We start from the raw sequence: 25374 nt of genomic DNA, 5'->3' as shown, positions 1-25374 counted from the left end.
GGCCGGTTCCGCAGCTGCTGCGGAGCCGGCCCGTCCGCATATCCGAAGCCTCCCGGGCGGCCGATGAGCCTCGACCGGTAACCTGTCGCCTGGAAAGGAGCCGTGTGCAACTGGATCAAGTCTTGTTACTTGGTTCTGCACTGCTGCTCGCATCCATCGGCGCCGCCCGGCTGGGAAGCCGGTTCGGACTGCCGTCCCTGTTGCTCTTCCTGGGCCTGGGCGTCACCGTCGGAGCGCTCGGACTCAACTTCGATGACGCCGATCTGGCCCACTCCCTGGGCTTCGCCGCACTGGTCCTGATCCTGGGCGAGGGCGGTTTCACCACCCGCTGGTCGGAGATCAAATCGGCGCTGCCGAGCGCCATCCTGCTCGCCACCCTCGGCGTCGGCGTCTCGGTCGGGCTGATGGCGTTGTTCGCCCACTACGTGCTCGGGCTCGACCCGACCAGTGCCATCCTGCTCGGTGCGATCACCTCACCCACCGACGCGGCCGCCATCTTCTCGGTGCTACGTCGGGTGCCGCTGCCCTCGAAGCTGCGGGCCACCCTGGAGGCCGAGTCGGGCTTCAATGACGCGCCGATCGTGCTGCTGGTGGCCACCGCCACCAGTTGGACGCTCGGTGGTGGCACCGAAGGCGGACCGGTCTGGATGGTCGGCCTGATCCTGGTCGAACTGGTCGGCGGTCTGGCCGTCGGTGTGGCGATGGGCTGGCTGGGCGTCCGTGCGCTGCGGACGGTGGCGCTGCCGGCCGCGGGCCTCTACCCGCTGGCCGCCATGGGCTGGGCGGTGCTCTCCTACGGACTGGGCAGCATGGCCCACGTCTCCGGCTTCGCCGCGGTCTACGTCACCGCCCTCATGCTCGGCAACGGCCAACTACCGCACCGGCACGCCACCCGTTCCTTCGCCGAAGGGATCGGCTGGGTGGCCCAGATCGGGCTGTTCGTGATGCTGGGCGTGCTGGCCGACCCGTTCAAGGTGCCGCTGAGCATCGACTTGATCGGGGTGGCCGCCGGCGCCTTCCTGACTCTGATCGCCCGTCCGGTGTCGGTGTTCGTCTGTCTGGTCTGGTTCAAGGTGCCCTGGCGAGAACAGGTCTTCATCTCGTGGGCCGGGCTGCGCGGTGCCGTCCCGATCATCATGGCCACGGTCCCGTTGGCCGCCGGCGCCCCGGGCGCGGAGACCCTGTTCGACCTGGTCTTCGCCTTCGTGGTGGTGTTCACCCTGATCCAGGCGCCGACCCTGCCGTGGCTGGCGCGGGTGCTGAAGGTCTCCAAGGGCGACGACGCCACCGATGTGGAGTTCGAGTTCGCCCCGCTGGACACCATCAAGGCCGACATGTTGCAGGTGCACGTCCCGCAGGGCTCCCGACTGCACGGGGTGACCATCCGCGAGCTGCGGTTGCCGCGCAACTCGGTGGTCTCGCTGATCATCCGCGACGGTGAGCCGTTCGCGCCGGGGCCGGATCAGATCGTCCGCACCGGGGACGATCTGCTGGTGGTCACCAATGGCAAGGACCGTCCGACCGTGGAGCGTCGTCTGCGCAGCATCGCCTCCGGCGGCCGGCTGGCCCGCTGGCAGGCCGGCGGCTGAGCCGCGGCGTCCACGCGTTGACCGGAAGGGCCGAAGCGACTACTTCTTGCTGGGCTTGCCGGACGGGCTGGCGCTGGCCGACTCGGACGGCACCGGCTCCTCGGTGGCGGGGTCGCTCACCTCGCCCGTCGGGGTCGCCCGCGGGGCCGGCAGACAGATCGGACCCTTCACCGGATAGGTCGCCTTCGGGTTGTTCAGCTGCTCGAACTTGGTGCCCAGAATCACGTCGACGACGTGGCTGGTCCGTCCGTCCGCCTCGGCGGTCGAACCCGGGAAGAACTGCTGGACGAGCTTCACCTCGGGGTCGTTGACCGAGTTCCCGATCACCACGATGCCGGGCACCCGGCGTTCGCTGTTGTTGTAGTCGATCACCCGGAAATGCCACGAGAGCAGGTAGCCACGGGCATCCTTGGCCAGCCGGGGCACTTCGCTGCCGTTGTAGGTGCGGACGGTGACCTTGTCCGGAGTCAGGGCGCTGCCGACATCGGTCATCACGCAGGTATCGGCCGCCTTGATCAGCGGGACGCTGTAGGTCTTGTAGCCCCACCAGGCCCCGTAACCCAGGATCGCCAGCAGCGCGATGAGCGTGATCGGCGTCTTGACGACCCGAAGGACCTTCCTCACCTGTGCTCCTGCCTCAGTGGTGTTCCGCTGGCCGCCGACGCGGCGTCGTCCAGATTACTGGAGAACCAACACCCGGGCGTGCACTGTCGTTCGCTGCTGCAGGGCGGCCCGCAAGGCCCGGTGCAGACCGTCCTCGAGATAGAGGTCGCCCTGGTACGCCACGACGTGCGCGAACAGGTCTCCGTAGAACGTCGAGTCGTCTTCGAGCAGGGACTCCAGATCGAGGTTCCGTTTGGTGGTGACCAGGTCCGAGAGCTGCACCTGCTGCGGTGCGATCGCCGCCCATTGCTTCTGCAGATACCCATGTTCGGGGTAGGGACGGCCCTCACCAACGCGCTTGAAGATCACGGCTTCAGTCTAGGCCGGACGCCAGGTGGCCGGAGGTGAACCAGGTTCGACGGGCTTGCTTTGTTGAGAATGATTCTCATAATCTTCTGCTATGCGAATCCACAGCTTCTTCCTAGCCGCGGGGGTGGGCAGCCTGCTGCTCGCCACCGCACTGTCCCCGGCCACCACCGCCCAAGCCCACGAGAGCGTCCCTCGAGTGCCTGAGGTCTGGACGGTCGCCGATCGGCTCCTGGTCACCGACTCCTCCTCCGGCAACGTCATCGTGATCGACGACCAGGCGGTGCGCGAGCGAATCTCCACCCCGAAGGCCCCGATCAGCCTGGCCGCCAGCACCGACGGCACGCTGGCCTTCGCCTTCCGCGGTCGCAGCACCGATCGCGACCACGTCACCATGATCGACACCGCCTACGACGAGTCCACCGGCAAGGCCGGACGTCCCTACGTCGCCCGAACCTGGATCGCCAACTCCTCCGGCGGGGTGCACGACGGCCGACTGCCCGAGATCGACGGCAAGATCGGGATCGCCCTGGAAGCCAACGGCAAGCTGCAGCTGATCGACCCGACCAAGGTCTCCGGCCTGGGCGATATCAACGCCGGCGCCCTGAGCCTGGGCACGCCCGGCCACTACAGCTTCACCCAGGTCACGGCGCCCGACGGCACCGAGTTGCTGCACGTCGGCAACGTGATCGGCACCAGTCAGGTGATCGACGCCCGCACGGGAACCGTCCTCTCCCGCGGCACCGGCTCATGCCCGGCGCTGCACGGCAGCGTCCTGACCTCCGACAGCAGCCGGGTGATCTTCGCCTGCGGCAACGGACTGCGGGTGGTCCCGTCCGTCCCGGGCGTCGGTGAGCAGTCCTTTGTCAGCTACCCCGACGGCTTCCGCGACGGAGCCCTGCACCGCGGCACCGGCTCGATCGTCTGGGGAAGCAACGAGGGTGCCCTCACCGCCTTGCACCGCATCGACACCAGCACCGCGGTGCCGACCATCACCTCGGTGAAACTGGCCAATGGCAAGCATCGACGCACCGCGGTCGCGGTCGACTTCTCCGCTGATCGGACCAAGCTGTACGTGCTCACCCACCAGGGCTACCTGCAGCTGCGCAATGCCTCGACCGGCTCCCTGATCCGCGAGCGGAAGGTGATGAAGAAGATCTCCACGGCCATCGACGAGACCACCGAGTACGCGATCCTGCCCGATCTGGCCATCGGCGACACCCGCGCGTATGTCTCGGTGCCCCAGTCGGGTCGCGTGATCAGCCTGACCACCGACCTGCGCAAGGTGGCCAAGACGATCAAGACCGGCGGTAAGCCGACCCGCCTCGTGCTCCTGGAGCACTGACCCGGAGCTCTGGACGGCTGCGAGCAGCGCATCGCTCCGGCCGTCCAGAGGTGCGCTCTGCGACGACTACTCTCCCGGCGGTCGCGGGAGGATCAGCGGCCGGTGCCGGCGTAGACGACGGCCTGCTCGGACGAGTCCAGCCCGAATGCGGTGTGGCCGGCCCGGACGGCGACGTCCACCTGATCGATGTCGACCACGACCGAGATCCGGATCTCGGAGGTGGAGATCATCCCGATGTTGACCCCGGCCTCGGCCAGCGCCCGGAAGAACTTGGCGGTGACGCCCGGGTGCGAGCGCATCCCGACCCCGACCACCGAGACCTTGCCGACCTGGTCGTTGTAGACGACCTTGTCGAAGCCGATCCGCTCCTGGACGGCCTCGAGCGCCGCGATCGCCTTGGCGCCGTCGGACTGGGCCAGGGTGAAGGTGATGTCGGTGGCCTGCTCCTGGGTGCGGGAGACGTTCTGGACGATCATGTCGATGTTGATGTCGGCCTCGGCGATGATCGTGAAGATGTCGGCCGCCTCACCGACCCGGTCCGGCACCCCGACGATGGTGATCTTCGCCTCACTGCGATCGTGGGCGATTCCGGTGATCAGCGGCTGTTCCATGCCCAGTTCCTCATAGTTGATGTCCTTGACCCAGGTGCCCGGCTTGTCCGAGAAGGACGAGCGGACGTGTACCGCCACGTTCTCCCGGCGGGCGTACTCCACACAGCGCAGGTGCAGGATCTTGGCGCCGTTGGCGGCCAGCTCCAGCATGTCCTCGTAGCAGATCTCGGGAATCCGCTGGGCGCCCGGGACGATCCGGGGGTCGGCGGTGAAGACGCCGTCCACATCGGAGTAGATCTCGCAGTGGTCGGCCTTCAGCGCGGCGGCCAGCGCCACGGCCGTGGTGTCGGACGCGCCGCGGCCCAGCGTGGTGATGTCCTTGGTGGTCTGGGAGACGCCCTGGAAGCCGGCCACGATCACCACGTCCCCGTCGGCCAGCGCCGTGACGATCCGTCCCGGGGTGATGTCGATGATCCGGGCGTCGCCGTGGGTGCCGGTGGTGATCACGCCGGCCTGCGAGCCGGTGAACGAGCGGGCTTCGGCGCCCAGGTCGTTGATGGCCATGGCCAGCAGCGCCGCACTCATCCGCTCACCGGCGGTGAGTAGCATGTCGAGCTCACGCGGACGCGGGTTGGGCGAGACCTGCTGAGCCAGATCCATCAGGTCGTCGGTGGTGTCGCCCATGGCGGAGATGACCACGACCACCTCGTTGCCGGCGTTCTTGGTCGCGACGATCCGGCGGGCCACCCGCTTGATGCTCTCGGCGTCCGCCACCGAGGAGCCGCCGAACTTCTGTACCACCCGCACCTGGTCTGCCTCCACAACGGGGACGGTTCCGTTGCCGTCCATCCTTGTCCTCGCGATCGCTGGGGACGGTTCTATGGTCGTCCACCGGCGTTTCGCGGGCCGCGTCTACTTTGCCAGAGGTGGACGGCGCTGCCTACCCGCTGATCCGCTGCCGGACACCCTTGTCTCCGAGCCGGAATCCCTGACCCCGGCTCAGGGTCGGACAGTGGCAACTCCGGATACCCGGGGCTTTGCCGCGGATCTAGCCTTGAGTCATGTCCGCTCAAGAGCCCACGCAGATCCGCCCCGAGAACAACACCTGGGGTGACCCGCGATGGGAGCAGCCCAGCTTCGGCACTGCGCAGAACCAGCCCCCGGCCATGGAGGGCCAACTGGTCGGGATCCGTCCGTTCCAGGTGGCACCGCCGTCGGAGGCCGAGCGCGTGGTGGCCGCGATCCGTACCTGGGTGTGGCCGGTCTTCCTGGTAGCCGCCCTGATCACGGGCAACTGGAGTTCGATGTTCGTCACGACCTTGGTGGTGGCGATCGTCAGCGGCGCCGTCCTGAAGCGGATGCGCCGGGCTCGGCACACCACCTACATTCAGTGACCGGGACAATTCCCCGGCCACCCGAGTCCGCTTACCATGAAGCGGTGAGCCAAACTCCGTCGGACGAGCAGCAGTGGCACCAGCCCGCCTGGGACTCGTCGTCGGCTGATTCGATCTCGGATCCGCGACCTGCCGAGCTCACGCCGGTGAGCGGTGAGGTGCTGGTTCCGGCCAGGCGGTCCGTGCCATCAGCGCTGGAGTCGACGCTGACCGTCATCGTGTCGGCGATCTGGCCGGTGGCCGTCGTCGGCGCGCTCCTGGGGTTCGGTAGCTGGTGGTGGAACATCGGCATTGCCATCGTGGCCAGCTCGGTGATCGGCGCGATCAACAGCGAGTTGGCCAAGCGCCGCAAGGCCGGCTGAACCGCACATCGGCGTCGAGGTCAGGCTCTCCGGCGCCGCTGAGCAACCGCCGGGTGCGTCCACGCCTTGGCGGGAATTACCGCTGGGGGGTTGCCATGCGACGCCCGGCGGGGAAGGTTGTTAGGACCGATGACTAAGGAGTCGACATGACGACCAAGCTGGTTCCATACCTGAACTTCCCCGGAAACACGCGCGAGGCCCTCACCTTCTACCAATCGGTGTTCGGCGGGGAGCTGATCCTCCACACCTTCGCCCAGTTCGGCGTCACAGACATGCCGGCGGACGGGATCATGCACGGCGAGCTGACGTCCGAGGAGATCTCACTGGCCGCGTCCGACGCGATGCCCGGGGACGAGGCCAAGTGGGGCACCACCCGGATCTACCTGGCCGTGATGGGCGACGACCTGGCCACTCAAGAGGGCTGGTTCACCGCGCTGGCCGAGGGCGGCGAGATCGTGGTGAAGCTCGAGCGCCAGGTCTGGGACGACGTCTACGGGCAGGTGAAGGATCGCTTCGGCATGGAGTGGATGTTCAACATCACCGCGCCGTCCTGAGCGGCGACGTCCCGCGCCCCCGGACGTGCATAGCACCCCTGGTCACTGGGCATTTCGAGCGGACAATTCTCGGTCATAACTGGCTACTGGGTCACGGTTTGGAGAGGATTCCGGTACGGCAAGGCTCGCGGAGTGGACGGCCGCGCCCGGGTTGCCGACGGACCACACCACCTCGCTCCCGGATCTTGCGCCCACATACTCTCAACTCTCCCTAGGAGAACCCATGAAGTCCGCCCGCACGGGTCTGACTGCCGCACTCATCGCCTTGTTGGTGCCGGCCGTCCTGAGTGGTTGTTCGGGGGCCGCGGCTCCCGCCAACACGTCCAGCGCACCCACCACCAGCGCATCCTCGACCAGCGCAGCGCCATCGCCGAGCGCGTCACAGACCTCCGCCGCACCGACGCCCAGCGCGTCCACCGATGGCAACATCCTCACTCCCGAGCAGCGGCTGGAGATGTACGTCCAGGCCGAGAAGGCCCAGACCGACAAGGTCCTCGAGCAGAGCAAGGGCACCTACAAGAAGGTCGTGATCACCAGCGAGGCTCCGGGGACGATCATCTTCACCTACACCTTCGCCAAGAAGCTGGATCGCAAGGTCGCCAAGAAGTACTTCGACGGCATGGTGTCGACCCTGGAGTCGGTCCTCGACAAGAACGTCTACCCGGCCATGAACAAGGTCGGCGTTGTCGATCCGAAGGTGCGGTTCGTCTACCTGAACTCGGACAGCTCGAAGCTGTGGTCACACACCTTCGCCCCGAAGGCCTGATCTCAGAAGCGGTGCACCTTCTGCTCTCTTGACTCGCTGCGGCGGTCGTCGGTTTCCGGCGGCCGCCGCTGCTTTCCCCCTCGGCAGCAGCGGACGAGCGCGCGCCGACCGGGCCTGACCAGGCCCAGAACGTACGACTTCGTACGACGATGAGCGGCTGCGACTAGGGGTTGCGCACAAAACCCCTAGTCGCAGAGGTCGTTGAGTTATCCACACCTCGGGAACTTGCTCTGCCGCTCGGCGAGCACTTCGCCTACGATCACCGAATCGCCGCTGGTGCACTGGCCACCACCCCGGTCCGTCCGCCGCGGCGAGAGGGGGACGGCCATGGCCGGATCAGCGGGGGCTGCGCAGCGTCCACGACGCAACGTGCGCTGGATCGCGGCCGGCGTCCTCGCGGTCTGCCTGGGCACCCTCGGAGCGGCCCTGCTATGGGGAAACCTCTCGCAAACCGAGGCCGTCGTGATCGTGAAGCGTACGGTGTACCGCGACCAGGTGATCACCGCGACCGACCTGGGCGTCACCTCGGCGGCTCCGGCCCCGGGAGTGGCGACGGTTGCCGCCGAACGGCTGGCCGAGGTGATCGGACGCACTGCGCGTACGGACCTGGCCGCTGGAACTCTGCTGCATCCGGAAGGCTTTGGGGAGCCGCTGGTCGGAGGCGGGCAGGTGCTGATGGGTTTGCGCCTGCCCGCCGGCCGATTGCCGTCGATGCCACTGCCACCGGGGACCGCGGTTCTACTGGTTCCGGTCACGCGTGAGGCCGGCCAAGGCCCGGACGGGCCGTCGGTGACCGCCCAAATCGCCACCGCAGCCAAGCAGCTCCCCGACGGAGCCGCTCTGCTCGACGTCACGGTCGGCCAGGCCGAGGCCGAGCGGGTGGCCAAGCTGGCCGCCGCCGATCAGCTCTCCCTTCTGCGAGTTGCGGAGACCGGTCAATGAGCGTCTTCCTGCTGGCCAGCGCCGGGCACTCCCCTGGGGTGACCACCCTGGCGGTTGCGCTGGCCACCAACTCGATCGGACCGGCGCTGCTGGTGGACGCCAACCCCGAGCCCGATCAGTCGGTGCTGGCCGGCTATCTGCAAGGCATCGACCCGGGCGGACGAGGGCTGGGCGGACTGCTCCAGGCGCATCGCGAGCGGCGTCCGCTGGAGAGTGAGCTGGCCGCCATGACGGTCAGCCTGGGCGAGCCCGGCCACGACTTCCTGCCCGGCTTCTCCAGCCCCGGGATGGCCGGGCTGTTCGGTGCGGCCTGGCCGGACTTGGCTGCGGCGCTGGCCAGTGAGTCGGGGCTGGTGGTGGTCGACTGCGGACGGATCGGCGCCGCCGGGCTGCCGCCAGCCCTGGTGAAGGTGGCCGCCGGGGTGCTGGTGGTCACCGGGAGTCGACTTGTCGACTTAGCGGCGTTGCGGCTCTATCTGCCCGAGGTGGTCGAAGCCACCGATCCGGAGCGGGTGGGGCTGATCGTGGTCGGGCCCGGGCGGCCCTACGGATCGGGCGAGATCGCGGCTCGGTTCGGGGTGAGCGTATGGGCCAAGATCGCCTGGCGTCCGGCCGAGGCCGAGGTCTTCGCGGCCGGTGAGCCACCGCCACGCCGGCTGGCTTCGGGGGCCTTCCTCACCGACGTCCGGGGTCTGTCGGCCACCCTGGCCGAGCGGACCGAAGGCCATCGGCGGCTGATCGGGGTGCCCTCGTGAAGCGGCTGGCCGAGGTGGATCTGATGGGCACCGAACCCGAGCTACGGACGTCCTTCCGCGCCGACGAACTGGTGGCCGCCGAGCGCGACCCGTCCGGGGTGGACTGGCAGTTGGTGGTGGCGTTGCGCCGCAAAGCGTCCGAACTGATCAGTGCCGCGATCGCTGAGACCGCTGGCCCGCTAAATGAAGTGGATCGTCGGCTGCTGGGTCGCTCGATCATCCGTTCGGTGGTTCGCCAGCACACCGACGGCCTAGCCGAAACCGGTGCGGCACTGTGGCCGGTCGAGACCGAGTACGCCTACGCACAGGCCCTGGAGAGTGCGATCTTCGGCTACGGACGACTGCAGCCGCTGTTCGAGATCCCCGACGCCGAGAACATCGAGATCCACGGCTGCGACTCGGTGGTCGTCCAGTTCGGGGACGGGCACCGCGAGACCCGTCCGCCCGTGGCCGACAGCGATGCCGAACTTGTCGAGGCCATTCGCTTCTTGGGCGAGACAGTCAGCCCGGCCCGTCCCTTCGACGATGCCCACCCGATGATGACCCTGGCCTTGGGCGACCGGTTCCGGCTGCACGCGATCGGCTTCGGGCTGAGCTATCGGCCCTCGATCACGATCCGGCAGCACACACTCACCGAGATCACCTTGGACCGGCTGGCCGCCACCGGGATGATGCCCGAGGAGGTCGCCCGGCTCCTGCACGCGGCGGTGCTGGCTCGTAAGTCGATGGTGATCTCCGGGGACCAAGGGGCGGGAAAGACGACCCTGCTCCGGGCGTTGATCGCGGCCATCCCCGACAACGAGCGCTTCGGGACGCTGGAGACCGACTACGAGCTGCTCACCCATCTGCAGCCGAACCGGCGCAACATGCTCGCCCTGCAAGCCCGGGTCGGCATGGGTGAGATCACCGACGGACGCCGGCTGGGCGAGTTCACCGTGGCCGACCTGATCCCGGAAGCACTGCGCCAGAACCTCTCCCGGCTGATCGTCGGCGAGGTCCGTGGCGGTGAGGCCGCTGCCATGTTCGAGGCCATGACGGCCGGGGCCGGCACGCTGTCCACAACTCACTCGCATTCAGCGGCGTCCACCATCGACCGGCTGGCAGCCCGGGTGGCCCAGGGTGGGGTGCTTTCGATCGACGAGGCCTACCGGCAGATCGCTCATCACATCAGCCTGCTGATCCACGTCCGCTTGGTCGACGACACCTGGCGAGGCGGGACGCGCACCCGCAGCGTCGCCGAGATCCGGCAACTCACCGGTGGCGTCGAGGCTGGGCGTCCGGTCACCGAAGTCGTCTACACCACCGACGACGGCGCCCGGTTCACCCCGGGCGCGCAACTGCTCGCCGAGCTCGCCCCCTTCGCCGATGCCTGGCGGTCCCGATGAGTACCGCGCTGGCCGCGCTCTGCGGGCTCCTGATCGGCGGCGGCGTCCTGTTGATCGTCGCCGGGTTCCGGTTCGCTCCGGCCGAGGAGGCTCGTCCGCGCGCCTCGCGGCTGACCGCGGCCTGGCAGACTCCGGCTGGCAAGCGACGAGTTGCCCAGCTCGGCTTGGCCGTAGCCGGCGGGTTCGCGGCTGCCACCTGGACGGGCTTGCCGATGCTGATCGTGATCGTCCCGGCGGCTGTGTTCGGACTGCCGGTGCTGTTGTCCACGCCGGTGAACCGCGACGCCGAACTGCTTGAGGCGCTCGACCGCTGGGTGCGCAACCTGGCCGCGCTGCTCCCCACCGGGCGGTCGATCACTGACGCCATCCGGGTGTCGGCGCGCAAGGCACCCGACCCGCTCGGCCCGGAACTGCGGCTGCTGGTGGCCCGGCTCGATGACCGCTGGACGATCGAGCAAGCGCTGACGGCCATGGCCGACGTCCTGAACAGCGCGGACGCCGATGCAGTTCTGGCGGCTTTGATGCTGGCCGCAGAGCGCGGCGGCACCGGCGCCACGGCGACCCTCAATGCCCTGGCCGACACCATCCAGGATCGGCTGCGGGCGCTGCGCGAGATCGAGACCGAACGCGCCAAACCGCGGATCGTGGTGCGCCAAGTGACGATCTTCACAGTGGCGGCACTGGGATTGGCCTTGGTCTTCGGTGGTTCCTTCTTCGCACCGTTCGCCAGCCTGCCCGGGCAGGCCCTGCTGACCGGCTTGGTGGTGGCGTACCTCGGCTCGCTGCTGTTCCTGCGCCGAATGGCGCTGCCCCGTCCCCGCCAGCGCATTCTGCGGAGGGCGGCATGAACCTCACTATCGCTGCCGGGCTGACCGGAGGACTGATCGGACTGGGCCTGTGGCTGCTGATCGGAGCCGTCGCGCTGCCGTTCCGTCCCCGGCTCGCCGATGCCCTGGACCTGCTCGACGGGCAGCTGACCCCGCCGGAGCAGGCCTCCGGCACGGGGATCGACCGACTCGGGTCCTGGGTTCGGATCCGGGTCGGACGTCCGGTCACCGAAGCGACCAGCCGCCGACTGCGCCTGATCGGACGATCGGTCGACCGCCACTACGCCGGCAAGGCCCTGGGCGCCATGGTCGGGCTGGCCCTGCCCTGGCTGGTGAACCTGCTCGTCGGGGCCGGGACGACCGCGATCGGGTGGCCGGCCGCGGCCACCGCGGCACTCGGCCTGGCCGGCTTCTTCCTCCCCGACCTGCTGCTTCGTGGCCGCGAAGCCGCCAGCGCCGCCGACAACACCGAAGCCCTGCTGACCTTCTTCGACCTGGTGACTCTCGAGCGGTTGGCCAACCGGTCGAGCGGCCAAGCGCTGCGCTCGGCCGCACTGGTCAGCGACGCAGCGGTCTTCGTGGCGATCCGGGACGCCCTCGAGCGGGCTCGGCTCGAACAGCGTCAGCCCTACTCCGACCTACATCAGCTGGCCGATGAACTCCAGCTGCCCGCACTGGGCGACCTGGCCGACGTGCTCGCCCTGGAGGACTCCGGCGCCTCCTTGGCCGACTCGCTGCGGGCGCGCGTCCGGGAGCTCCGGGACGCCCACCTGACCGCGGCGAAGATCGCCGCCTCGTCGCTGTCGGAGCGGATGACCTTCTTCATGGTGATCCCGTCGATGGTCTTCGCCCTGTTCTTCCTGCTGCCCCCGATCCTCCGGCTGCTGGCCGGCTGACCCGCCACCGAAAGGAGTCCCCATGAAGACCGTCCACGAGCTGATCGGACGACTCGTCGCTCTGCGCCACGATGAGCGCGGCCTGTCCCAGTCGACCGAGACGGCGATTTACGTCGGCATCGCCGCCGTGGTGGCGCTGAGCATCGGCGCCTTCGTCACCACCTATGTGAACCAGCACCTGCCGCAGCCATGAACCAGCGCGGCGTGGCTGAGTCCGTCCAGTGGGCGATCCTGATGCCCGCACTGCTGATGCTGATCCTCGGCCTGGTCCAGACCGGCATCTGGCTGCACGGACGTGCCGTCGCCGCAGCGGCAGCCGCCACCATCGCGGATCTGCGTGCCCCCGGGGACGATCCGGCAGCCGCCGAGGAGGCCGGCCGGCGGGTGGCCACGACCGGAGGACTGACCGAGGTCGGCATCGACATCGCCGTCGATCGGGATCTGCTGGTGGTCACGGTGACCGGCCGTCCGCTGTCTTTCCTGGACTTCGGGCTCACTCAGATCCGGGAGCGCGCCGTCCTTCCGGCCGAGGTGGCCCGATGACTGGCCGCCAGCGCGGATCCGCCTCGATCGAGTTCACCTTGCTGGTGCCGGTCCTGGTGCTGCTGTTCAGTCTCCTGGTGGGCGGCGGACGGGTCTGGCTGGCCCGCAACAGCGTCGAGTCCATGGCCGGAGCGGCCGCCCGAGCCGCGTCCTTCGAGCGGCATGCCGATGCCGCCGACGCCGCGGCCCGACGCTTGGTCTCCGTGCAGGCCGATGTGAGCGGACTGCGCTGCGTCCAGCTCGGTGTTCGGCTCGATGCCGACGCCTTGAGCAGGCCGGCCGGGACGCCGGGCACCGTCCACGCGGCCGTGGACTGCACCGTCCCGCTGGCCGACATCTTGGTGCCCGGCTGGCCCGGCGAACTCCTGGTCAGCGCCGAGGGCAGTGCCGTGGTCGATCGCTATCGAGGGAGAAAGTGATGCGTTGGCTCCGCGGGCTGGGATCGGCCCTGACTCTGGCTCTGCTGCTGATCGGCGCCCCATTCGCCCTCCTCAACTGGGGTTGGTACCCGCAGCTCTCCGCCGCCGAGCTGCTCGGCCCCGACGACGGTTCGTTGCTGTTCGGACTGATCACCGCCATCGGCTGGCTGGCCTGGGCCGCATTTGGCCTGGCCACCGTCGTGGAGGCGGTCCGGCTGCTGGTCGGGCGTCCCTTCGTCCGGCTGCCCGGGCTGGTGGTCGTCCAGCAGCTCAGCGCCGGACTGCTGCTGGCGGTCCTGGCCCTAGCCACCACCGCCAGCACTCCGCGTGCGACCGAGCCAAGCCTCGCGCAGCCGCTGGCTCCACTGCCGGCCTCGCCGGCCGAGGCGCAGGAGAGCCTCCCCGAGGCGGACGCCAGCAGCTATCAGGTGCAGCCCGGGGACGACCTGTGGTCGGTCAGCGAGACCCTTCTCGGCGATGGACGGCACTGGCGCGAACTCGCCGCGGCCAACCCGTCGCTGCTGGCGGATCCGGTTCAGGAGCTCCGAGCCGGAACCCGGCTCGCCATGCCGTCCGGCCTGACCGTCGACTCGCACGCCGCCGCAACTCCAGACCCGCGGAACGCTGCACCACGTCGCGACACGTCGATCGTGGTCGAGCGCGGTGACACCCTCTCCGAACTTGCCCTCGAGCACCTGGGCGCGGCGTCCCGATGGCCGAAGATCGCCGCAGCGAACCGGGGCCTGATCAGCGACCCCGATCACATTGAGGTCGGTTGGCGCCTGAGGATCCCTGGCGCGAAGGCCACGCCGCCCGCACAGGAGGCCCCCGATCAGGATGGTCGACGCGGCCCCGCTGGCCCGGTCGCCCCCAGCAGGCTGGATCCCCCCACTGCTCGGCACGAAGCCCCGCCCCCGGTCGCACCCGAGCAGCCGACCGGCACCCCCGCTCCGGGGCCGGTCGCCGAGGCGCCGGTCGAGGCCGAGTCGGCGGTGAGCCCGTCGCCGATCGGACTGATCGGTCCGGTCGGGACCCTGGCGGCAGCGGTGATCATCGGCGCGGTCGAGACTCGGCGGGCCCTGCGGCTGCGGGAACGTCCGCGCGGTCGGCGGCTGATCGACGCCGATCCGGCAGCCGCCCGGTTGCGGGTGGCGCTGGGGACGGTGCAGCGTCCGGACCGGATCGTCGCGCTCGATCGGGCACTGCGTCACCTCGGCGAGCGGCTCGCGGCGGCCGGGCGTCCGCTGCCGCCGCTGTCCCGGATCGAGTTGGACGACCGCGCGCTGGCCTTCGAATGGACCCAGCCCGCCGGCGCTCCGCCCGAGGGTTTCGTCGGTGATCCGGACTGCTGGCAGATCGGGGTGGCGAAGGCCATCGAGCTCGGCCCGTCCGAACATCCCTGCCCCTACCCCTGCGTGGTCAGCGTGGGCACCGCTGCCGACGGACGGACGATCCTGGTCAACGCCGAGCAGTCCCGAGTGCTCGGCGTCGCGGCCGACGATGCAGAACTGGCCGGCTCGGCACTGTTGGCCATGGGGATCGAGCTGGCCTGTGCGCCATGGAGTGCGGAGGCGCAGGTGGTCGCCGCCGGAACCGGCAGCGAGTTGCTGGCGCTGTCGGGCGGCGAGCGCGTCCGACGTGCACCGGACCTGCGCAGCGCGATCAGTGACGCCGTCAGTCTCGCGGCTGAGCGCCGGAAGGCCTTGTCAGGTACCGGTCTCTCCGAGCTGCGGGCGGATCCGGACCGCGCCGATGCCGTCGCCCCGCTGGTGCTCGTCCTCGGTGAGGAGCTGAGTCCGCTCGAGTTGGCCCGCCTCGAGCATGCGCTCGACGGCGACCCGTGCGGGGTGGTGGCGCTCCTGCCGACCGGTTCCGGTGTCTCCGCCAACTGGCAGGTCCACCGAAACCGGGACGCCCTGTCCGGCCGACTGGACGGGTTGGCCGCCGGCCTGACTCCGCACACGGTGCCGTCCTCGCTTGCCAAGGATCTGGCCGGACTGCTGGCCGGCGCCGACTCCCCCGCCACCGAACCGGCCTGGTGGGCCGGGGCGGCCAACGTCCATCCGCTCCCGAAGAGAGCTGAGGAACCCGTGGACATCGTCCGAGTGATCACCGACTCCGAGCCGCGCCTGCTGCTGATCGGACCGACCGACCTGGTCGGCGCGCGGGGCGAACAGCCCACCCGGGCCCGCCAACAGCTGATCGAGCTGTGCGCCTGGATCCTCGAGCATCCGCGCAGCACCGCCACCCAGATGGCGGCCGGTCTGGGCATCGCCGAAGGCACCCGCCGCTCCAACCTGAGCCGACTCCGCAGCTGGCTCGGCACCTCGCCCGAGGGCCAGGCCTACCTGCCCGAGGCGTACGTCGGACGCATCGAGCTGCACCCAGGTGTCAGCTCCGACTGGCATCAGCTGCAGACCCTGCTGGCCGCAGGGCTGGACCGGTTGCCCGACACGTCCCTGGTCGCCGCGCTCGAACTCGTCCGTGGGGCCCCGCTGGCCGACGCCGCTCCCGGTCAGTGGCACTGGGCCGAGGAACTGCGCACCGACATCGCCAGCGCCCTGCGCGACACCGCCCTCGTCCTCACCGAACGCGCCCTGGCCCGGCGCGACTTCGACCAGGCCCGCTGGGCCGCGGCCCGAGCGCTGAGCGTCGCCCCGGCCGACGAACTGCTGATGGCCGCCCGAATCCGCACCGAACATCTGGCCGGAGCCACCAGCGAGGTGAACCGCCTGGTCACCCAAGTCACCCGCCAGGCCCGCCAGCTCGGCGTCGATCTGCTCCCCGAGACCGTCGAGCTCTGCCAGCAGGTCATCGAAGGCTCCATCCGGGCCCGCTGGGCCTGACTCACCCGGTTCCCGCTACCGAACGCAACTCTCGCTACCGAAAGATCGGCAGCAAACGTTGCACTCGGTAGCTAACGCGGAGAAGGAGGTGAGGAGCGAACGCGGCGAAGGAGGCGATCGCTAGCCGCTGAGGGACGGGGACATAGTCGAGACATCGCCACCGTGGACGAGTCGGTGGCCAACAGAGTCACCCACCTGCCCCTGACGCGATTTGCCGGATCGATCACCGGAGGAGAGCATCCCGCGACCCCGCAGGGCATCGAGCCTGCAGATCGCATCGCGTCGGACCCCAGCCGATCTACGCCAGACAGTGCCCACCCAGTCCGTCCAGTCCGCCCTCGCCCCCGGACCCACGCCGATCCACTCAGCCGGTTCCCGCTACCGAACGCAACTCTCGCTACCGAAAGATCGGCAGCAAACGTTGCACTCGGTAGCGAACGCGGAGAAGGAGGCGCGATTTCGACCCCAGGAGGGCCTCCATCAAGCCCGGAGACGCCCACCTCTCCTCGCGGAGAGCAGGTTGGTGAACAATGCCTGAAACAGCGCGTGTGGCGTCACCCGCATGGGGGACCCGGCGCTACGATTCGGGCGTGTTGGACGCTCAGCGTCCGGTACCTCGCCATCCGCCGAGCCATCCAGCTGGAACAGGAGTTCTGGTGGTCCTGATCACCGCGACCATCGCGCTCGCCGCCGCAATTGTGGTGGGCACGATCGGGCTGGTCCTGCTGGACGAAATGCGGCGCCCCTCCTCGGAACTCCGCCGACTCGGCGGGCTGCTGGCCTTGGTGCTCGGCGGTGCCGGCATGTGGCTGCTGGTCTCCGCGGTCGAAGTCAACGGCGCCTTCTGCGGCATCGCCGTCGGCGTCGTCCAGGAGCTCTTCGAAGCCAGCGTGCAGGCGGCCTCCGGATGCTCGGACACCCGCCGACTGCACCTCCTGCTGAGCGCGGCCTGCATCCTCGGCGGCACCGCCCTGGTGTTGATCACCCGGCGGGACCGGGGTGTGTCCAAGGCAGAACAGGCCGCACCCAAAGCCGACCAGCGCTAGGCCAACTCCCGGTAGGGCCCCTGGTGGATCGCCAGGTACACCCGGTTGCGCAGGTCATTGGCCTCCTGGTCGGTCATCGTCCAGCCCAGCGGACGCAACGTCACCCGCACCAGCGCATTCACCTGATTGGTAGCCAGCCCCAGCCGCTCCCGCGCCGCCGTGGGCAGTTCGGCATAGGGCGTCCGAGCCAGCACCTCGACCGACTCGATATCGTCCAGCCGATCCCGCAGCGCCAGCCGGATCTGGTCACCGAGCAGCTCGTCGGAGCGGTCGGCGTCCACCACTACTGAAAGGTCTCGGCGGATCGGCGGCAGCAGCGACACCTCTCGCCACGGGTCCAGGTCGAGCAATTGCTCCTTGATTCGCGGCTGTGACGAGCGCAGATAGCGGATGTCCGGAATGCCCTTGCGCAGCATCAGCGCCCGATCCAGGCCCATCCCCAGGGCCAACCCCGACCAGTCGGACGGGTCCAGCCCGCTGCGGGCCAGCACGTCCGGGTGAATCAGGCCACACTCGGCCAGCTCCAGCCACTGCCCCTGATGCCGGACGTCCACCTGCCGGCCGGCTCGGGTGTAGGGGTGCTCGACCGACGTCGTCCGCCAGCTCACCCCGGGCAGCACCGCCTGCACCACCACCTCGATCAGTTCCTCGAGCTGGGCGTCGTCGGCCCCGGGGTGCGACCAGACCCGCCACAGGTCCAGCTGGTGCGGCTCGCCGACGTGATGCCGGTCCACCACGTCGCGCCGGTAGACCAGGCCGGGCACGGCAATCAGTTCGTCCACCTGGTCGCCGCAGCCGGAGTAGGCCTCGAGCGCCTTGGGTAGCTCGGCGCTGGTGTGGCTGCGCAGCATGGTGGTCGGGCTCAGGTAGCGGGTGTAGCGCTGCTGCCGGGTGACGTCGTCGAGCCGGTAGCCGAGCCGGTCGTAGTTGTCGCCCACCGACACCACCGGCGGGTTGCGGACCAGCCGCAGGCTGCAGCCGAGCCGTCCGGTGACGGCGGTCAGCAGTTCGTCCAGCAGGAGTTGCAGAGCGTGAGGACCGCTCTCGGGGTTGCTCAGATCGCGCAGGGTCAACGCCTGCACAAGTTGGTCAGGGGTCAGATAGGTAGTCATGGGAGTCTCTCGGATCGTCTGGACGGGCGGTTCACACCCCCGGCCAGGCGATCAGGACGACTCGCTAGGACCTGCGCACGCAGCAGCCCCCGCGGCCGACGCCCGGCCGGGGGCAGCAAAATCGCTGGCTGGTCATGGACGCCATGCTACGCCCGTCCCGAGGCCAGCTCGCGAGCGCGCCGAATCACCTCAGGCATGGCCGACTGGATCTGCTCAAGGGTCACCTTGAAGTCCGAGTCGTCGCCGTACCACGGATCTTCGATGCTCGAACCGGGCTCGGCGGCCGGGATGAAGTCCGACATCAGATAGAGGTTGGTCGCATCCGAGACGACCTGGCGGATCCGGGACAGGTGCAGCGGCTCCATGCCGATCAGCATCGCCGCGCTGCGAATCTCGTCCGGGGTGATCTGGTGAGCGGAGTGCATCCCCGGCGAGTAGCCGTTCGCCCGCAGCACCGCGATTGCCCGCGGGTCCATGGGATTGCCCTGCTCCTCGGAGCTGACTCCCGCGCTGGTGAACTGCACGCCGCGCAGCTGCTCGTAGGCGGCCCGGGCCTCGGCGACCACCTGAGCCATCGGTGAGCGGCAGATATTGCCCCAGCAGACGAAACAGATCACCGGTTGACTCACCGGTGCTCCTCGCCCCGCTTGAAGAACGCGTTGACGATGAAACTGACCACCGAGACGATCAGGGCGCCCCAGAAAGCGCTCCCCCAGTCGTCCACATGCCAGGGGACGCCCACCTGCCCGGAAACCCAGGAGACCAGCATCAGCAGGCAGGCATTGATCACCAACAGGAAGATGCCGAGCGAAAGGAGGATCAACGGGGCAGAAGCGAACTTGAACAGCGGCTTCACGACGGCATTAACCACACCGAACAGGAAGGCCACCACGAGCATGGTGATCACCTGACCTGCGGTGTCCTGATGGCCCTGAATGCTGATTCCAGGCAGCCACCAAGTGGCTACGGCGAGGGCGGCCGCGCTGGCGAGGAGACGAGCAAGCATGGCCCCATGCTGTCACGGACGGCGCCGCAGCGGCGAGACTCTCCACCAACAGCTGGCTCCAGCGCAATGATCAGCGACGTCCGGTGAGCGTGAGTCTGGCAGAGTTGCGCTATTCAGACCCTCGAAAAGGTACTCATCGTGACGAATCTGCGTGGACGGCACTTCCTGCGGGAACTCGACTTCAGCCCGGCCGAGTGGCGACAGCTGCTCGATCTGACCGCGGACCTGAAGTCCCAGCGAAACTCCGGCACCGAGCGTCCGCAGCTGACCGGGGCGAACCTGGCGCTGATCTTCGAGAAGACCTCCACCCGCACTCGCTCGGCTTTCGAGGTGGCCGCCCATCAGCAAGGCGCGCACGTGACCCAGATGGACGGCAACTCGTCCCAGCTCGGCCACAAGGAGTCACCGGCCGACACCGCGCGGGTGCTCTCCCGGCTGTTCGACGGCATCGAGTACCGCGGCGCCAAGCAGTCCACGGTCGAGACCATCGCCAAGTACTCCTCGGTGCCGGTCTGGAACGGCCTGACCGACGAGTGGCACCCCACCCAAAGCCTGTGCGACATGTTCACCATGCGTGAGGCGTCCGGCAAGGACGATCACGACATCGCCTTCGCCTATGTCGGCGACGCCCGATTCAACGTCGGCTGCTCGCTGCTGATCGGCGGCGCCCTGCTCGGCATGGACGTGCGGATGGTGGCCCCGGCCAAGCTGCTGCCGCCGACCGAGGTGGTGGACGCAGCGCGCGATCTGGCGATCGAGACCGGCGCCCGGATCACTCTCACCGAGGACCTGGACGGCGTGAAGGGCTGCGACTTCCTGCACACCGACATCTGGGTGTCGATGGGCGAGCCGGAGAGCGTGTGGACCGAGCGGATCCTGCTGCTGAAGGACTACCAGGTGAACACCTCGCTGATGGAGCGCACCGGGGTGGACGAGGTGAAGTTCATGCACTGCCTTCCCGCCTATCACAACCGAGAGACCTCGGTGGGCGAGCAGGTGTTCTCCCGGTTCGGGCTGCCCGAGCTCGAGGTCACCGACGAGGTGTTCGAGTCCGAGGCGTCGATCGTCTTCGACCAGGCCGAGAACCGGATGCACTCGATCAAGGCGATCCTGGTCGCGACCCTGGCCTGAGGCGTCGACGGACTCGGCCAACGGAAACTCGAGGGCTAGATGTCCTCGAGGAACTCCAGCAGGCGAAGCTGGGCGGCCACGGCGTCCGGCGGGTTCAGGCAGAGCTGGACGTAGTCCTGCATTCCCGAGCGCAGCACCAGCTGGTGGAAGCTCGACCAGCGCGCGGGCGGACGCACCGCGAACGACTCCAGTCGGCTATAAGGGAGTTCGACGGTGCCGACCTCGTAGTTCGGCATGAACACCGGACGGGCGGCCTCGCCGCGATTCACGATCACCAGCTCGGTGGGGGTGAACACGATCATCGTCCCCGTGCTCACCTTCGGCCAGCCGAAGCCGCCGCGACAAGGCGCTTTGCGCGGATCGACGTGCAGGGCCAGCGCGGAGCCGAACCTGTCGGCCAGCGCGGCCAGGTGCACGCCGAACAGATGATCCCGTGGCTGCAACTGCCCGGTGGTCGGCAACCGGCGCTCCGGGCCACTGATCCGGGGCCGGATCAGGTCGGACACCTGTTCCATCACGTCCCCGCCGGTCGCCGGATGCGGAACGTCCAGCCGCCGTCCGTTGCGCAGTAGCAGCGTCCACTGCCCTTGGAGCAGGTTGGCGGTGGTGACCACACCAACCACCTCGGTGAAGCGGACGTCGAGGCGCTCCACCTCACCAGCGTCGGGCACCTCTGCCCGCAGCACCTGCAGTCGCTCCGGGAAGACGGCCAGCACGCTGTGATACAGATCGTCGCCCGGCTGGATCTGGCTGCGATCCCGGTCCCGCGGAATCTTCAGCAGGAGTTCGGCGTAGGCCAGGTCGGCCCAGTAGCGGCGAAAGCGCCGCGGCAGCTCAGCGGCCGAACGCACCGGATAGATCCACGGCCCGAAGGCGTCGTACTCGCGAAGATCGGCCGGGTCCACGGCCTCGCGCCACTGCACCACCCTGGTCGCCATCGACCCTCCGCTCGTCCACGACCTGGGTCGACTCTAGGCCACACGGGGCCGCCAACGGATAGCTTTGAGACATGGCTCTCCCACAGACTCTGCCGCTCTCCCGAGTTCCGGACCCGGCCGCCGCGCCGGCCCTGCGCTGGGGCATTCTCGCCCCGGGCTGGATCGCCAGTGCATTCGCCACCGCGGTCCGCACGCACACCAGCCAGCAGCTGGTCGCGGTGGGTTCGCGGAGCCTCGAACGGGCCCGCGACTTCGCCGATCGCTACGGCATCGCCCGCGCCTACGGCAGCTATGAAGAGTTGGTCGCCGATCCGCAGGTGGACGCCATCTACGTGGCCAGCCCGCACAGTGAGCACGCCGCCCAGTCACTGCTGGCGATCCAGGCCGGCAAGCACGTCCTGGTCGAGAAGGCGTTCACCCGCAACGCGCACGAAGCCCGCACCGTGGTGGACGCCGCCCGCCGCCATGGCGTCGGTCTCATGGAGGCCATGTGGACCCGGTTCCTGCCGCGGATCGACATCGTCCGCCAGCTGCTGGAGGACGGGGTGCTCGGCGAGCTGGAGCTGCTGGTGGCCGATCACGGACAGGCGCTCACCCACGTCCAGCGGCTGGTCGATCCGTCCCTGGCCGGCGGCGGCCTGCTCGACCTGGGCATCTACCCGATCTCATTCGCCTCGTTCGTCCTGGGCACCCCGAGCAAGATCCACTCCGCCGGCGAGCTGACCTCCGCCGGAGTGGATCGCCAGATCTCGGCGATCTTCTCCGGCTACGAGGAGCACCCGCATGCGCAGGCCCTGGTCAGCTGCACGATCGCGGCCAAGACCCCGACCACAGCGGTGATCGCCGGCGATCAGGCCCGGGTCGAGTTGGACGGCGACTTCTACACTCCCGGCCCGGTCCGGCTGGTGTTCGGGGACGGGCAGAGCCTGACCGCCCCGTCCGCGCCGATCACCGGGCATCAGGGGCTGGCCTATGAGGCCGCCCATTTCGCCCAGCTGATCAGCGACGGCTTCACCGAGTCGCCGCAGCTGGGGCTGGACGAGTCCGTCTCGATCATGGAGACCCTGGACGAGCTCCGCGCGCAGCGCGGCGTCCGGTTCCCTGGCGAGTAGCGCAACGAAAGCCGGGCCAGCGGCGTGTACTGGTTGTGACGATCCTGCAGGGGGTGGTGGTGGCTGAGCCGATCCGGGCCGCGGCCACGCTCGGCTACGGCTCCTTCGAGGAGTACGTCACGCTGCGCTCGTCCGCGCTGTTGCGGTTCGCATCGCTGATCACCGGCAACCGCGAGGACGCCCACGACGTCGTCCAGGAGGCGCTGGCCGGGCTGTACCCGAAGTGGACGCGGGTAGCCGCGTCCGGGCAGGTGGAGGCCTACGTCCGCCGCTCGATCGTGAACGCGCACGTCTCGGCCTGGCGCAAGGTGCGCCGACTGCACGTCGTCGAAGACCCGGCTGAGCTGCACGCGGCTCCGACCGTGGCCGACGCTTCGGCAGTGCTGGCCGACGCCGATCAGGCGGCCCGGCTGTGCCGAGAGTTGCCTCCGCAGCAGCGGGCCGCGGTAGTGCTGCGCTTCTATGAGGATCGCAGTTTCGCCGAGATCGGGACGATTCTCGGCTGCCCGGAGGCGACTGCCCGGTCGCATGTACATCGGGCGCTGGTCGCGCTGCGGGCTCGGCTGGAAGGGGGCCGCGATGACTGAGTCGCCCGAAGACGAGTTCAGCCGCGAAGAGCAAGCCTTCCGGGCCTCCTTCGCCGAGCCTGAGGAGTTCGAGCCGCTGGATCCGGCGCAGTTCGTCCGTCCGTCCCGGCGCAAGCTCCGGTGGGATCGGGTACTGAGCGCGGCCGCGGCGATCGTCGTGGTGGCCGGAGTCGGCTTCGGCTTCAGCCAGTTCGCTGGCCGAGGAGTGAGTGCCACCGTGGCCGAGGGGGCACCCAGCGCGGCGGCGTCGATGACTGCGCAGGACAAGGGCGAACTCGGCGGCGGAGTGGGCCAGCCGGCGCCTCATCTGCCAACCCCCGGGCTTGGCTCCACCGCGTCTGCCTGGAAGCTCACCAGTCAGGTCCCGCTCACGAGGATCGAGCCGGCCACAGGTTGGCTGGACGGGCGGTACTACCTCATCGGTGGCGCGGGTGCCTGCGGCCCAAGCGCCGACTGCAAGTCCTATCGAGACGGCGTCGCCTACGACCCGTCCACCGACTCCTGGACGTCGATTGCCGAGCCGCCGGTCTCACTGCAGGGCACCACCGGAGTGGCCTTCGAGGGCAAGCTCTACTTCACCCGCGCCACCGACCCCACGGCGAGCACGCTCGTGGTCTATGACCCGAGCACCAACTCCTGGGCCTCGATCGCCGCACCTGCCCGATTCAATGGTCTGGTGGTTGCCGGTGATCAGCTGATCGGCGTGGGGCTCGGCACCAGGCTCGGCGGCGACGCCACTGACCGGCGCTACGACCCGGCCAGCAACACCTGGACGGCGCTGCCAACCAACCCCTTCAGCCCCAACCAGGCCCGCTCGGTGGTGTCCATCGGTGATCGGCTGGTGCTGTCGGCCTACACGCTCAGCGGAGAGACGAAGTACGCCACCTTCGACCTCACGACGCAGACCTGGACCCCCGTTACGAACGTCACCGCGAGCGGCCGCATGACCGCGGTCGGCGGCTCGGTGGTCTTCCAGAAGGACGGGTCGTCGATGCTCGACACCTATCGGGTGGCGGACGGCATCGGGAGCGGGCTGGCCATGGACTTCTCCCAGGACGAGACCGACCGGCTCAAGGCCTCCGGGCTGTTCGCAGCCAACGGGACGGTGGTCGGCAGCAGGATGGTCTTCTACGGGCATCTCCTCGACCCGAGCGACAACTCGATGGTCCCGCTGCCCGACCTGCCCAAGGCCAAGCTCACCGACCAGATCGCGATCGGCAGCCCAAACGGCCTGCTCGTCTACCGGGTAACCGGAGTGGACAACAAGGCCAAGGCCACCGCCTACTACCTGCCGGTTTCGCCCTAGGGCTCGCCGCGGACCGCGACAGTCGGCGGCCGGTCGCCACGGATGGACGCCACCATGGACGCCACCTGCACGGTGGCCGGGACGTCGTGAGCGCGGAACACCGTCGTCCCTAGCCAGGCGGCGATCGCCGTGGCCGCCAGGGTGCCGTACAAGCGCTGGTCGACCGGCAGATCCAGGGTCTCGCCGACGAAGTCCTTGCGGCTGAGCGCCTGCAGTACCGGGAAACCGAGTCCGGCCACGGCACCGGTGGCCCGCAGCACCCGCAGTGAATGCCGGGTGGTCTTGCCGAAGTCCAGGGTCGGGTCGAGCAGCACCCGCTCGACCGGGACGCCGGCCGCCATGGCCCGTTCGGCCCCGGCCTGCATCGTCCTCAGCACGTCGTAGACCACATCGTCGGGGTGGTCGCCGTAGCTGATCGCCACCGGGTCGGTGCGCGGCGGGAGTCCACCGGTGTGCGAGACCACATAGCCGGCCTCGAGCTCGGCGGCCACGTTCACCAGCTCCGGATCGGCGCCGGCCCAGGTGTCGTTGACCAGGTCGATCCGGGCGTCCGCGCAGGCCAGAGCCACTTCGGAGCGCCAGGTGTCCAAGCTGAGCAGAACGTCCGGGTGCTGCTCGCGGGCCGCCAGCAGGAACGGACGAACCCGCTCGATCTCCTCGGCGGCCGACACCGGGCCGCCCTCCTGGCCGGCCCGCACCCCACCGACGTCGATCAGCGCGGCACCGTCGGCGACCATCTGGCTCAGCGTGGCCAGACCGGACTCCAGGCTGTGCCGGGCCGGGGCGTAGAACGAGTCCGGAGTGCGGTTGATGATGCCCATCACCGCCGGATGACCGGCGTCGAACACCCGTCCGCGTAGCACCAGCGGGGCCGGGGTCACCGGTGGGCTCGGCCAACTCTGCTCCATGCACCAACTGTGCCGCGCGGACGAGCGGCGCGGGCGATTCTCTACTGGTTAGTGCTGCGATGCGCCACACTGATGTCAGTTCCCC

The 25374-nt window shown here is 69.1% G+C and carries 28 protein-coding genes; 20 read left to right on the top strand and 8 right to left on the bottom strand.

Annotation, left to right across the window (positions count from 1 at the left end; genetic code table 11):
• The first annotated feature begins 104 nt into the window (after positions 1-104).
• Complete coding sequence (locus ATK74_RS14430; protein WP_098461702.1) at positions 105-1589, top strand: potassium/proton antiporter; 1485 nt, start codon at positions 105-107, stop codon at positions 1587-1589.
• 39 nt (positions 1590-1628) lie between these two features.
• Here ATK74_RS14430 and ATK74_RS14425 read toward each other — a convergent pair whose 3' ends face one another.
• Both ATK74_RS14425 and ATK74_RS14420 read right to left on the bottom strand, forming a co-directional pair.
• The gene (locus ATK74_RS14425) at positions 1629-2213 is read right to left on the bottom strand and encodes a LytR C-terminal domain-containing protein (protein WP_098461701.1); all 585 of its coding nucleotides are present in this window, start codon (positions 2211-2213) and stop codon (positions 1629-1631) included.
• Between the two features lie 54 nt (positions 2214-2267).
• Positions 2268-2561 (bottom strand): type II toxin-antitoxin system VapB family antitoxin, encoded by a 294-nt coding sequence (locus ATK74_RS14420; RefSeq protein ID WP_098461700.1) that lies wholly within the window; start codon positions 2559-2561, stop codon positions 2268-2270.
• 91 nt (positions 2562-2652) lie between these two features.
• On the opposite strand from ATK74_RS14420, the gene ATK74_RS14415 reads away from it, so the two are divergent.
• A complete protein-coding gene (locus ATK74_RS14415; RefSeq protein ID WP_098461699.1) occupies positions 2653-3903 on the top strand; it encodes a hypothetical protein in 1251 nt (416 codons plus the stop codon).
• A 92-nt stretch (positions 3904-3995) separates the two neighbouring features.
• Here ATK74_RS14415 and ATK74_RS14410 read toward each other — a convergent pair whose 3' ends face one another.
• A complete protein-coding gene (locus tag ATK74_RS14410; RefSeq protein ID WP_098461698.1) occupies positions 3996-5303 on the bottom strand; it encodes an aspartate kinase in 1308 nt (435 codons plus the stop codon).
• A gap of 212 nt (positions 5304-5515) precedes the next feature.
• On the opposite strand from ATK74_RS14410, the gene ATK74_RS14405 reads away from it, so the two are divergent.
• The 14 genes from ATK74_RS14405 to ATK74_RS14345 all read left to right on the top strand — a co-directional run bounded on the left by ATK74_RS14405 (position 5516) and on the right by ATK74_RS14345 (position 17189).
• Positions 5516-5848, top strand: coding sequence for a hypothetical protein (locus tag ATK74_RS14405; RefSeq protein WP_098461697.1), 333 nt, complete (start codon positions 5516-5518; stop codon positions 5846-5848).
• Between the two features lie 44 nt (positions 5849-5892).
• Positions 5893-6210, top strand: a complete 318-nt coding sequence (locus ATK74_RS14400; protein WP_098461696.1) for a hypothetical protein — start codon at positions 5893-5895, stop codon at positions 6208-6210.
• Positions 6211-6356: 146 nt separating this feature from the next.
• Positions 6357-6764 (top strand): VOC family protein, encoded by a 408-nt coding sequence (locus ATK74_RS14395; RefSeq protein ID WP_098461695.1) that lies wholly within the window; start codon positions 6357-6359, stop codon positions 6762-6764.
• Positions 6765-6987: 223 nt separating this feature from the next.
• Positions 6988-7530: a DUF4854 domain-containing protein gene (locus ATK74_RS14390; RefSeq protein ID WP_098461694.1), complete on the top strand. Its 543-nt coding sequence runs from the start codon at positions 6988-6990 to the stop codon at positions 7528-7530.
• Positions 7531-7857: 327 nt separating this feature from the next.
• Positions 7858-8472, top strand: a complete 615-nt coding sequence (locus tag ATK74_RS14385; RefSeq protein ID WP_098461693.1) for an SAF domain-containing protein — start codon at positions 7858-7860, stop codon at positions 8470-8472.
• The gene (locus ATK74_RS14380; protein WP_098461692.1) at positions 8469-9227 is read left to right on the top strand and encodes a CpaE/TadZ family protein; all 759 of its coding nucleotides are present in this window, start codon (positions 8469-8471) and stop codon (positions 9225-9227) included. The genes ATK74_RS14385 and ATK74_RS14380 overlap by 4 nt, the downstream gene beginning before the upstream one ends.
• A gap of 23 nt (positions 9228-9250) precedes the next feature.
• A complete protein-coding gene (locus ATK74_RS14375) occupies positions 9251-10612 on the top strand; it encodes a TadA family conjugal transfer-associated ATPase (protein ID WP_098462302.1) in 1362 nt (453 codons plus the stop codon).
• On the top strand, positions 10609-11460 hold the full coding sequence (locus tag ATK74_RS14370) for a type II secretion system F family protein (protein WP_098461691.1): 852 nt from the start codon (positions 10609-10611) through the stop codon (positions 11458-11460). The genes ATK74_RS14375 and ATK74_RS14370 overlap by 4 nt, the downstream gene beginning before the upstream one ends.
• Positions 11457-12335: a hypothetical protein gene (locus ATK74_RS14365; protein ID WP_098461690.1), complete on the top strand. Its 879-nt coding sequence runs from the start codon at positions 11457-11459 to the stop codon at positions 12333-12335. The genes ATK74_RS14370 and ATK74_RS14365 overlap by 4 nt, the downstream gene beginning before the upstream one ends.
• Positions 12336-12357: 22 nt before the next feature.
• The gene (locus ATK74_RS15470; RefSeq protein WP_169923876.1) at positions 12358-12528 is read left to right on the top strand and encodes a hypothetical protein; all 171 of its coding nucleotides are present in this window, start codon (positions 12358-12360) and stop codon (positions 12526-12528) included.
• Positions 12529-12539: 11 nt separating this feature from the next.
• Entirely contained in the window at positions 12540-12878 is a 339-nt protein-coding gene (locus tag ATK74_RS14360; protein ID WP_169923875.1) for a TadE/TadG family type IV pilus assembly protein, read from the top strand.
• Positions 12875-13297, top strand: a complete 423-nt coding sequence (locus ATK74_RS14355; RefSeq protein WP_098461688.1) for a TadE/TadG family type IV pilus assembly protein — start codon at positions 12875-12877, stop codon at positions 13295-13297. Before ATK74_RS14360 ends, ATK74_RS14355 begins: the two co-directional genes overlap by 4 nt.
• Positions 13297-16143, top strand: a complete 2847-nt coding sequence (locus ATK74_RS14350; protein WP_098461687.1) for a LysM peptidoglycan-binding domain-containing protein — start codon at positions 13297-13299, stop codon at positions 16141-16143. Before ATK74_RS14355 ends, ATK74_RS14350 begins: the two co-directional genes overlap by 1 nt.
• Before the next feature lie 656 nt (positions 16144-16799).
• Entirely contained in the window at positions 16800-17189 is a 390-nt protein-coding gene (locus ATK74_RS14345; protein ID WP_098461686.1) for a hypothetical protein, read from the top strand.
• Here the strand turns inward: ATK74_RS14345 and srmL are convergent.
• The 3 genes from srmL to ATK74_RS14330 form a co-directional block, all read right to left on the bottom strand.
• Positions 17186-18301 carry a PheS-related mystery ligase SrmL gene (gene srmL, locus ATK74_RS14340; RefSeq protein WP_098461685.1) on the bottom strand — a complete coding sequence of 372 codons (1116 nt, stop codon included), beginning with the start codon at positions 18299-18301 and terminating at the stop codon, positions 17186-17188. The genes ATK74_RS14345 and srmL overlap by 4 nt on opposite strands.
• A 146-nt stretch (positions 18302-18447) precedes the next feature.
• The gene (locus ATK74_RS14335) at positions 18448-18930 is read right to left on the bottom strand and encodes a low molecular weight protein-tyrosine-phosphatase (protein WP_098461684.1); all 483 of its coding nucleotides are present in this window, start codon (positions 18928-18930) and stop codon (positions 18448-18450) included.
• On the bottom strand, positions 18927-19307 hold the full coding sequence (locus ATK74_RS14330; protein ID WP_098461683.1) for a phage holin family protein: 381 nt from the start codon (positions 19305-19307) through the stop codon (positions 18927-18929). Before ATK74_RS14330 ends, ATK74_RS14335 begins: the two co-directional genes overlap by 4 nt.
• 135 nt (positions 19308-19442) lie before the next feature.
• Here ATK74_RS14330 and argF point away from each other — a divergent pair, with 135 nt between their 5' ends.
• Entirely contained in the window at positions 19443-20438 is a 996-nt protein-coding gene (gene argF, locus ATK74_RS14325) for an ornithine carbamoyltransferase (protein WP_211283471.1), read from the top strand.
• Positions 20439-20473: 35 nt separating this feature from the next.
• Here the strand turns inward: argF and ATK74_RS14320 are convergent, their stop codons facing one another.
• The gene (locus ATK74_RS14320) at positions 20474-21376 is read right to left on the bottom strand and encodes a hypothetical protein (RefSeq protein WP_098461681.1); all 903 of its coding nucleotides are present in this window, start codon (positions 21374-21376) and stop codon (positions 20474-20476) included.
• A 71-nt stretch (positions 21377-21447) separates the two neighbouring features.
• Between ATK74_RS14320 and ATK74_RS14315 the strand changes: the two genes are divergently transcribed.
• Genes ATK74_RS14315 through ATK74_RS14305 form a run of 3 tightly spaced genes read left to right on the top strand, consistent with a single transcriptional unit; the run spans position 21448 to position 24381 of the window.
• Positions 21448-22488, top strand: coding sequence for a Gfo/Idh/MocA family protein (locus ATK74_RS14315; protein ID WP_098461680.1), 1041 nt, complete (start codon positions 21448-21450; stop codon positions 22486-22488).
• 35 nt (positions 22489-22523) lie between these two features.
• Complete coding sequence (locus ATK74_RS14310; protein ID WP_245840962.1) at positions 22524-23075, top strand: SigE family RNA polymerase sigma factor; 552 nt, start codon at positions 22524-22526, stop codon at positions 23073-23075.
• Entirely contained in the window at positions 23068-24381 is a 1314-nt protein-coding gene (locus ATK74_RS14305) for a Kelch repeat-containing protein (protein WP_143483693.1), read from the top strand. Before ATK74_RS14310 ends, ATK74_RS14305 begins: the two co-directional genes overlap by 8 nt.
• Here ATK74_RS14305 and folP read toward each other — a convergent pair.
• Positions 24378-25289, bottom strand: a complete 912-nt coding sequence (gene folP, locus ATK74_RS14300) for a dihydropteroate synthase (protein ID WP_098461678.1) — start codon at positions 25287-25289, stop codon at positions 24378-24380. The genes ATK74_RS14305 and folP overlap by 4 nt on opposite strands.
• Positions 25290-25374 lie beyond the last annotated feature (85 nt).

It is taken from the genome of Propionicimonas paludicola, from assembly GCF_002563675.1.
GTDB classification, from domain to species: Bacteria; Actinomycetota; Actinomycetes; order Propionibacteriales; family Propionibacteriaceae; genus Propionicimonas; species Propionicimonas paludicola.
The sequence above is the reverse complement of the archived record's forward strand: the minus strand, read 5'-3'. Positions and strand labels throughout refer to the sequence as shown.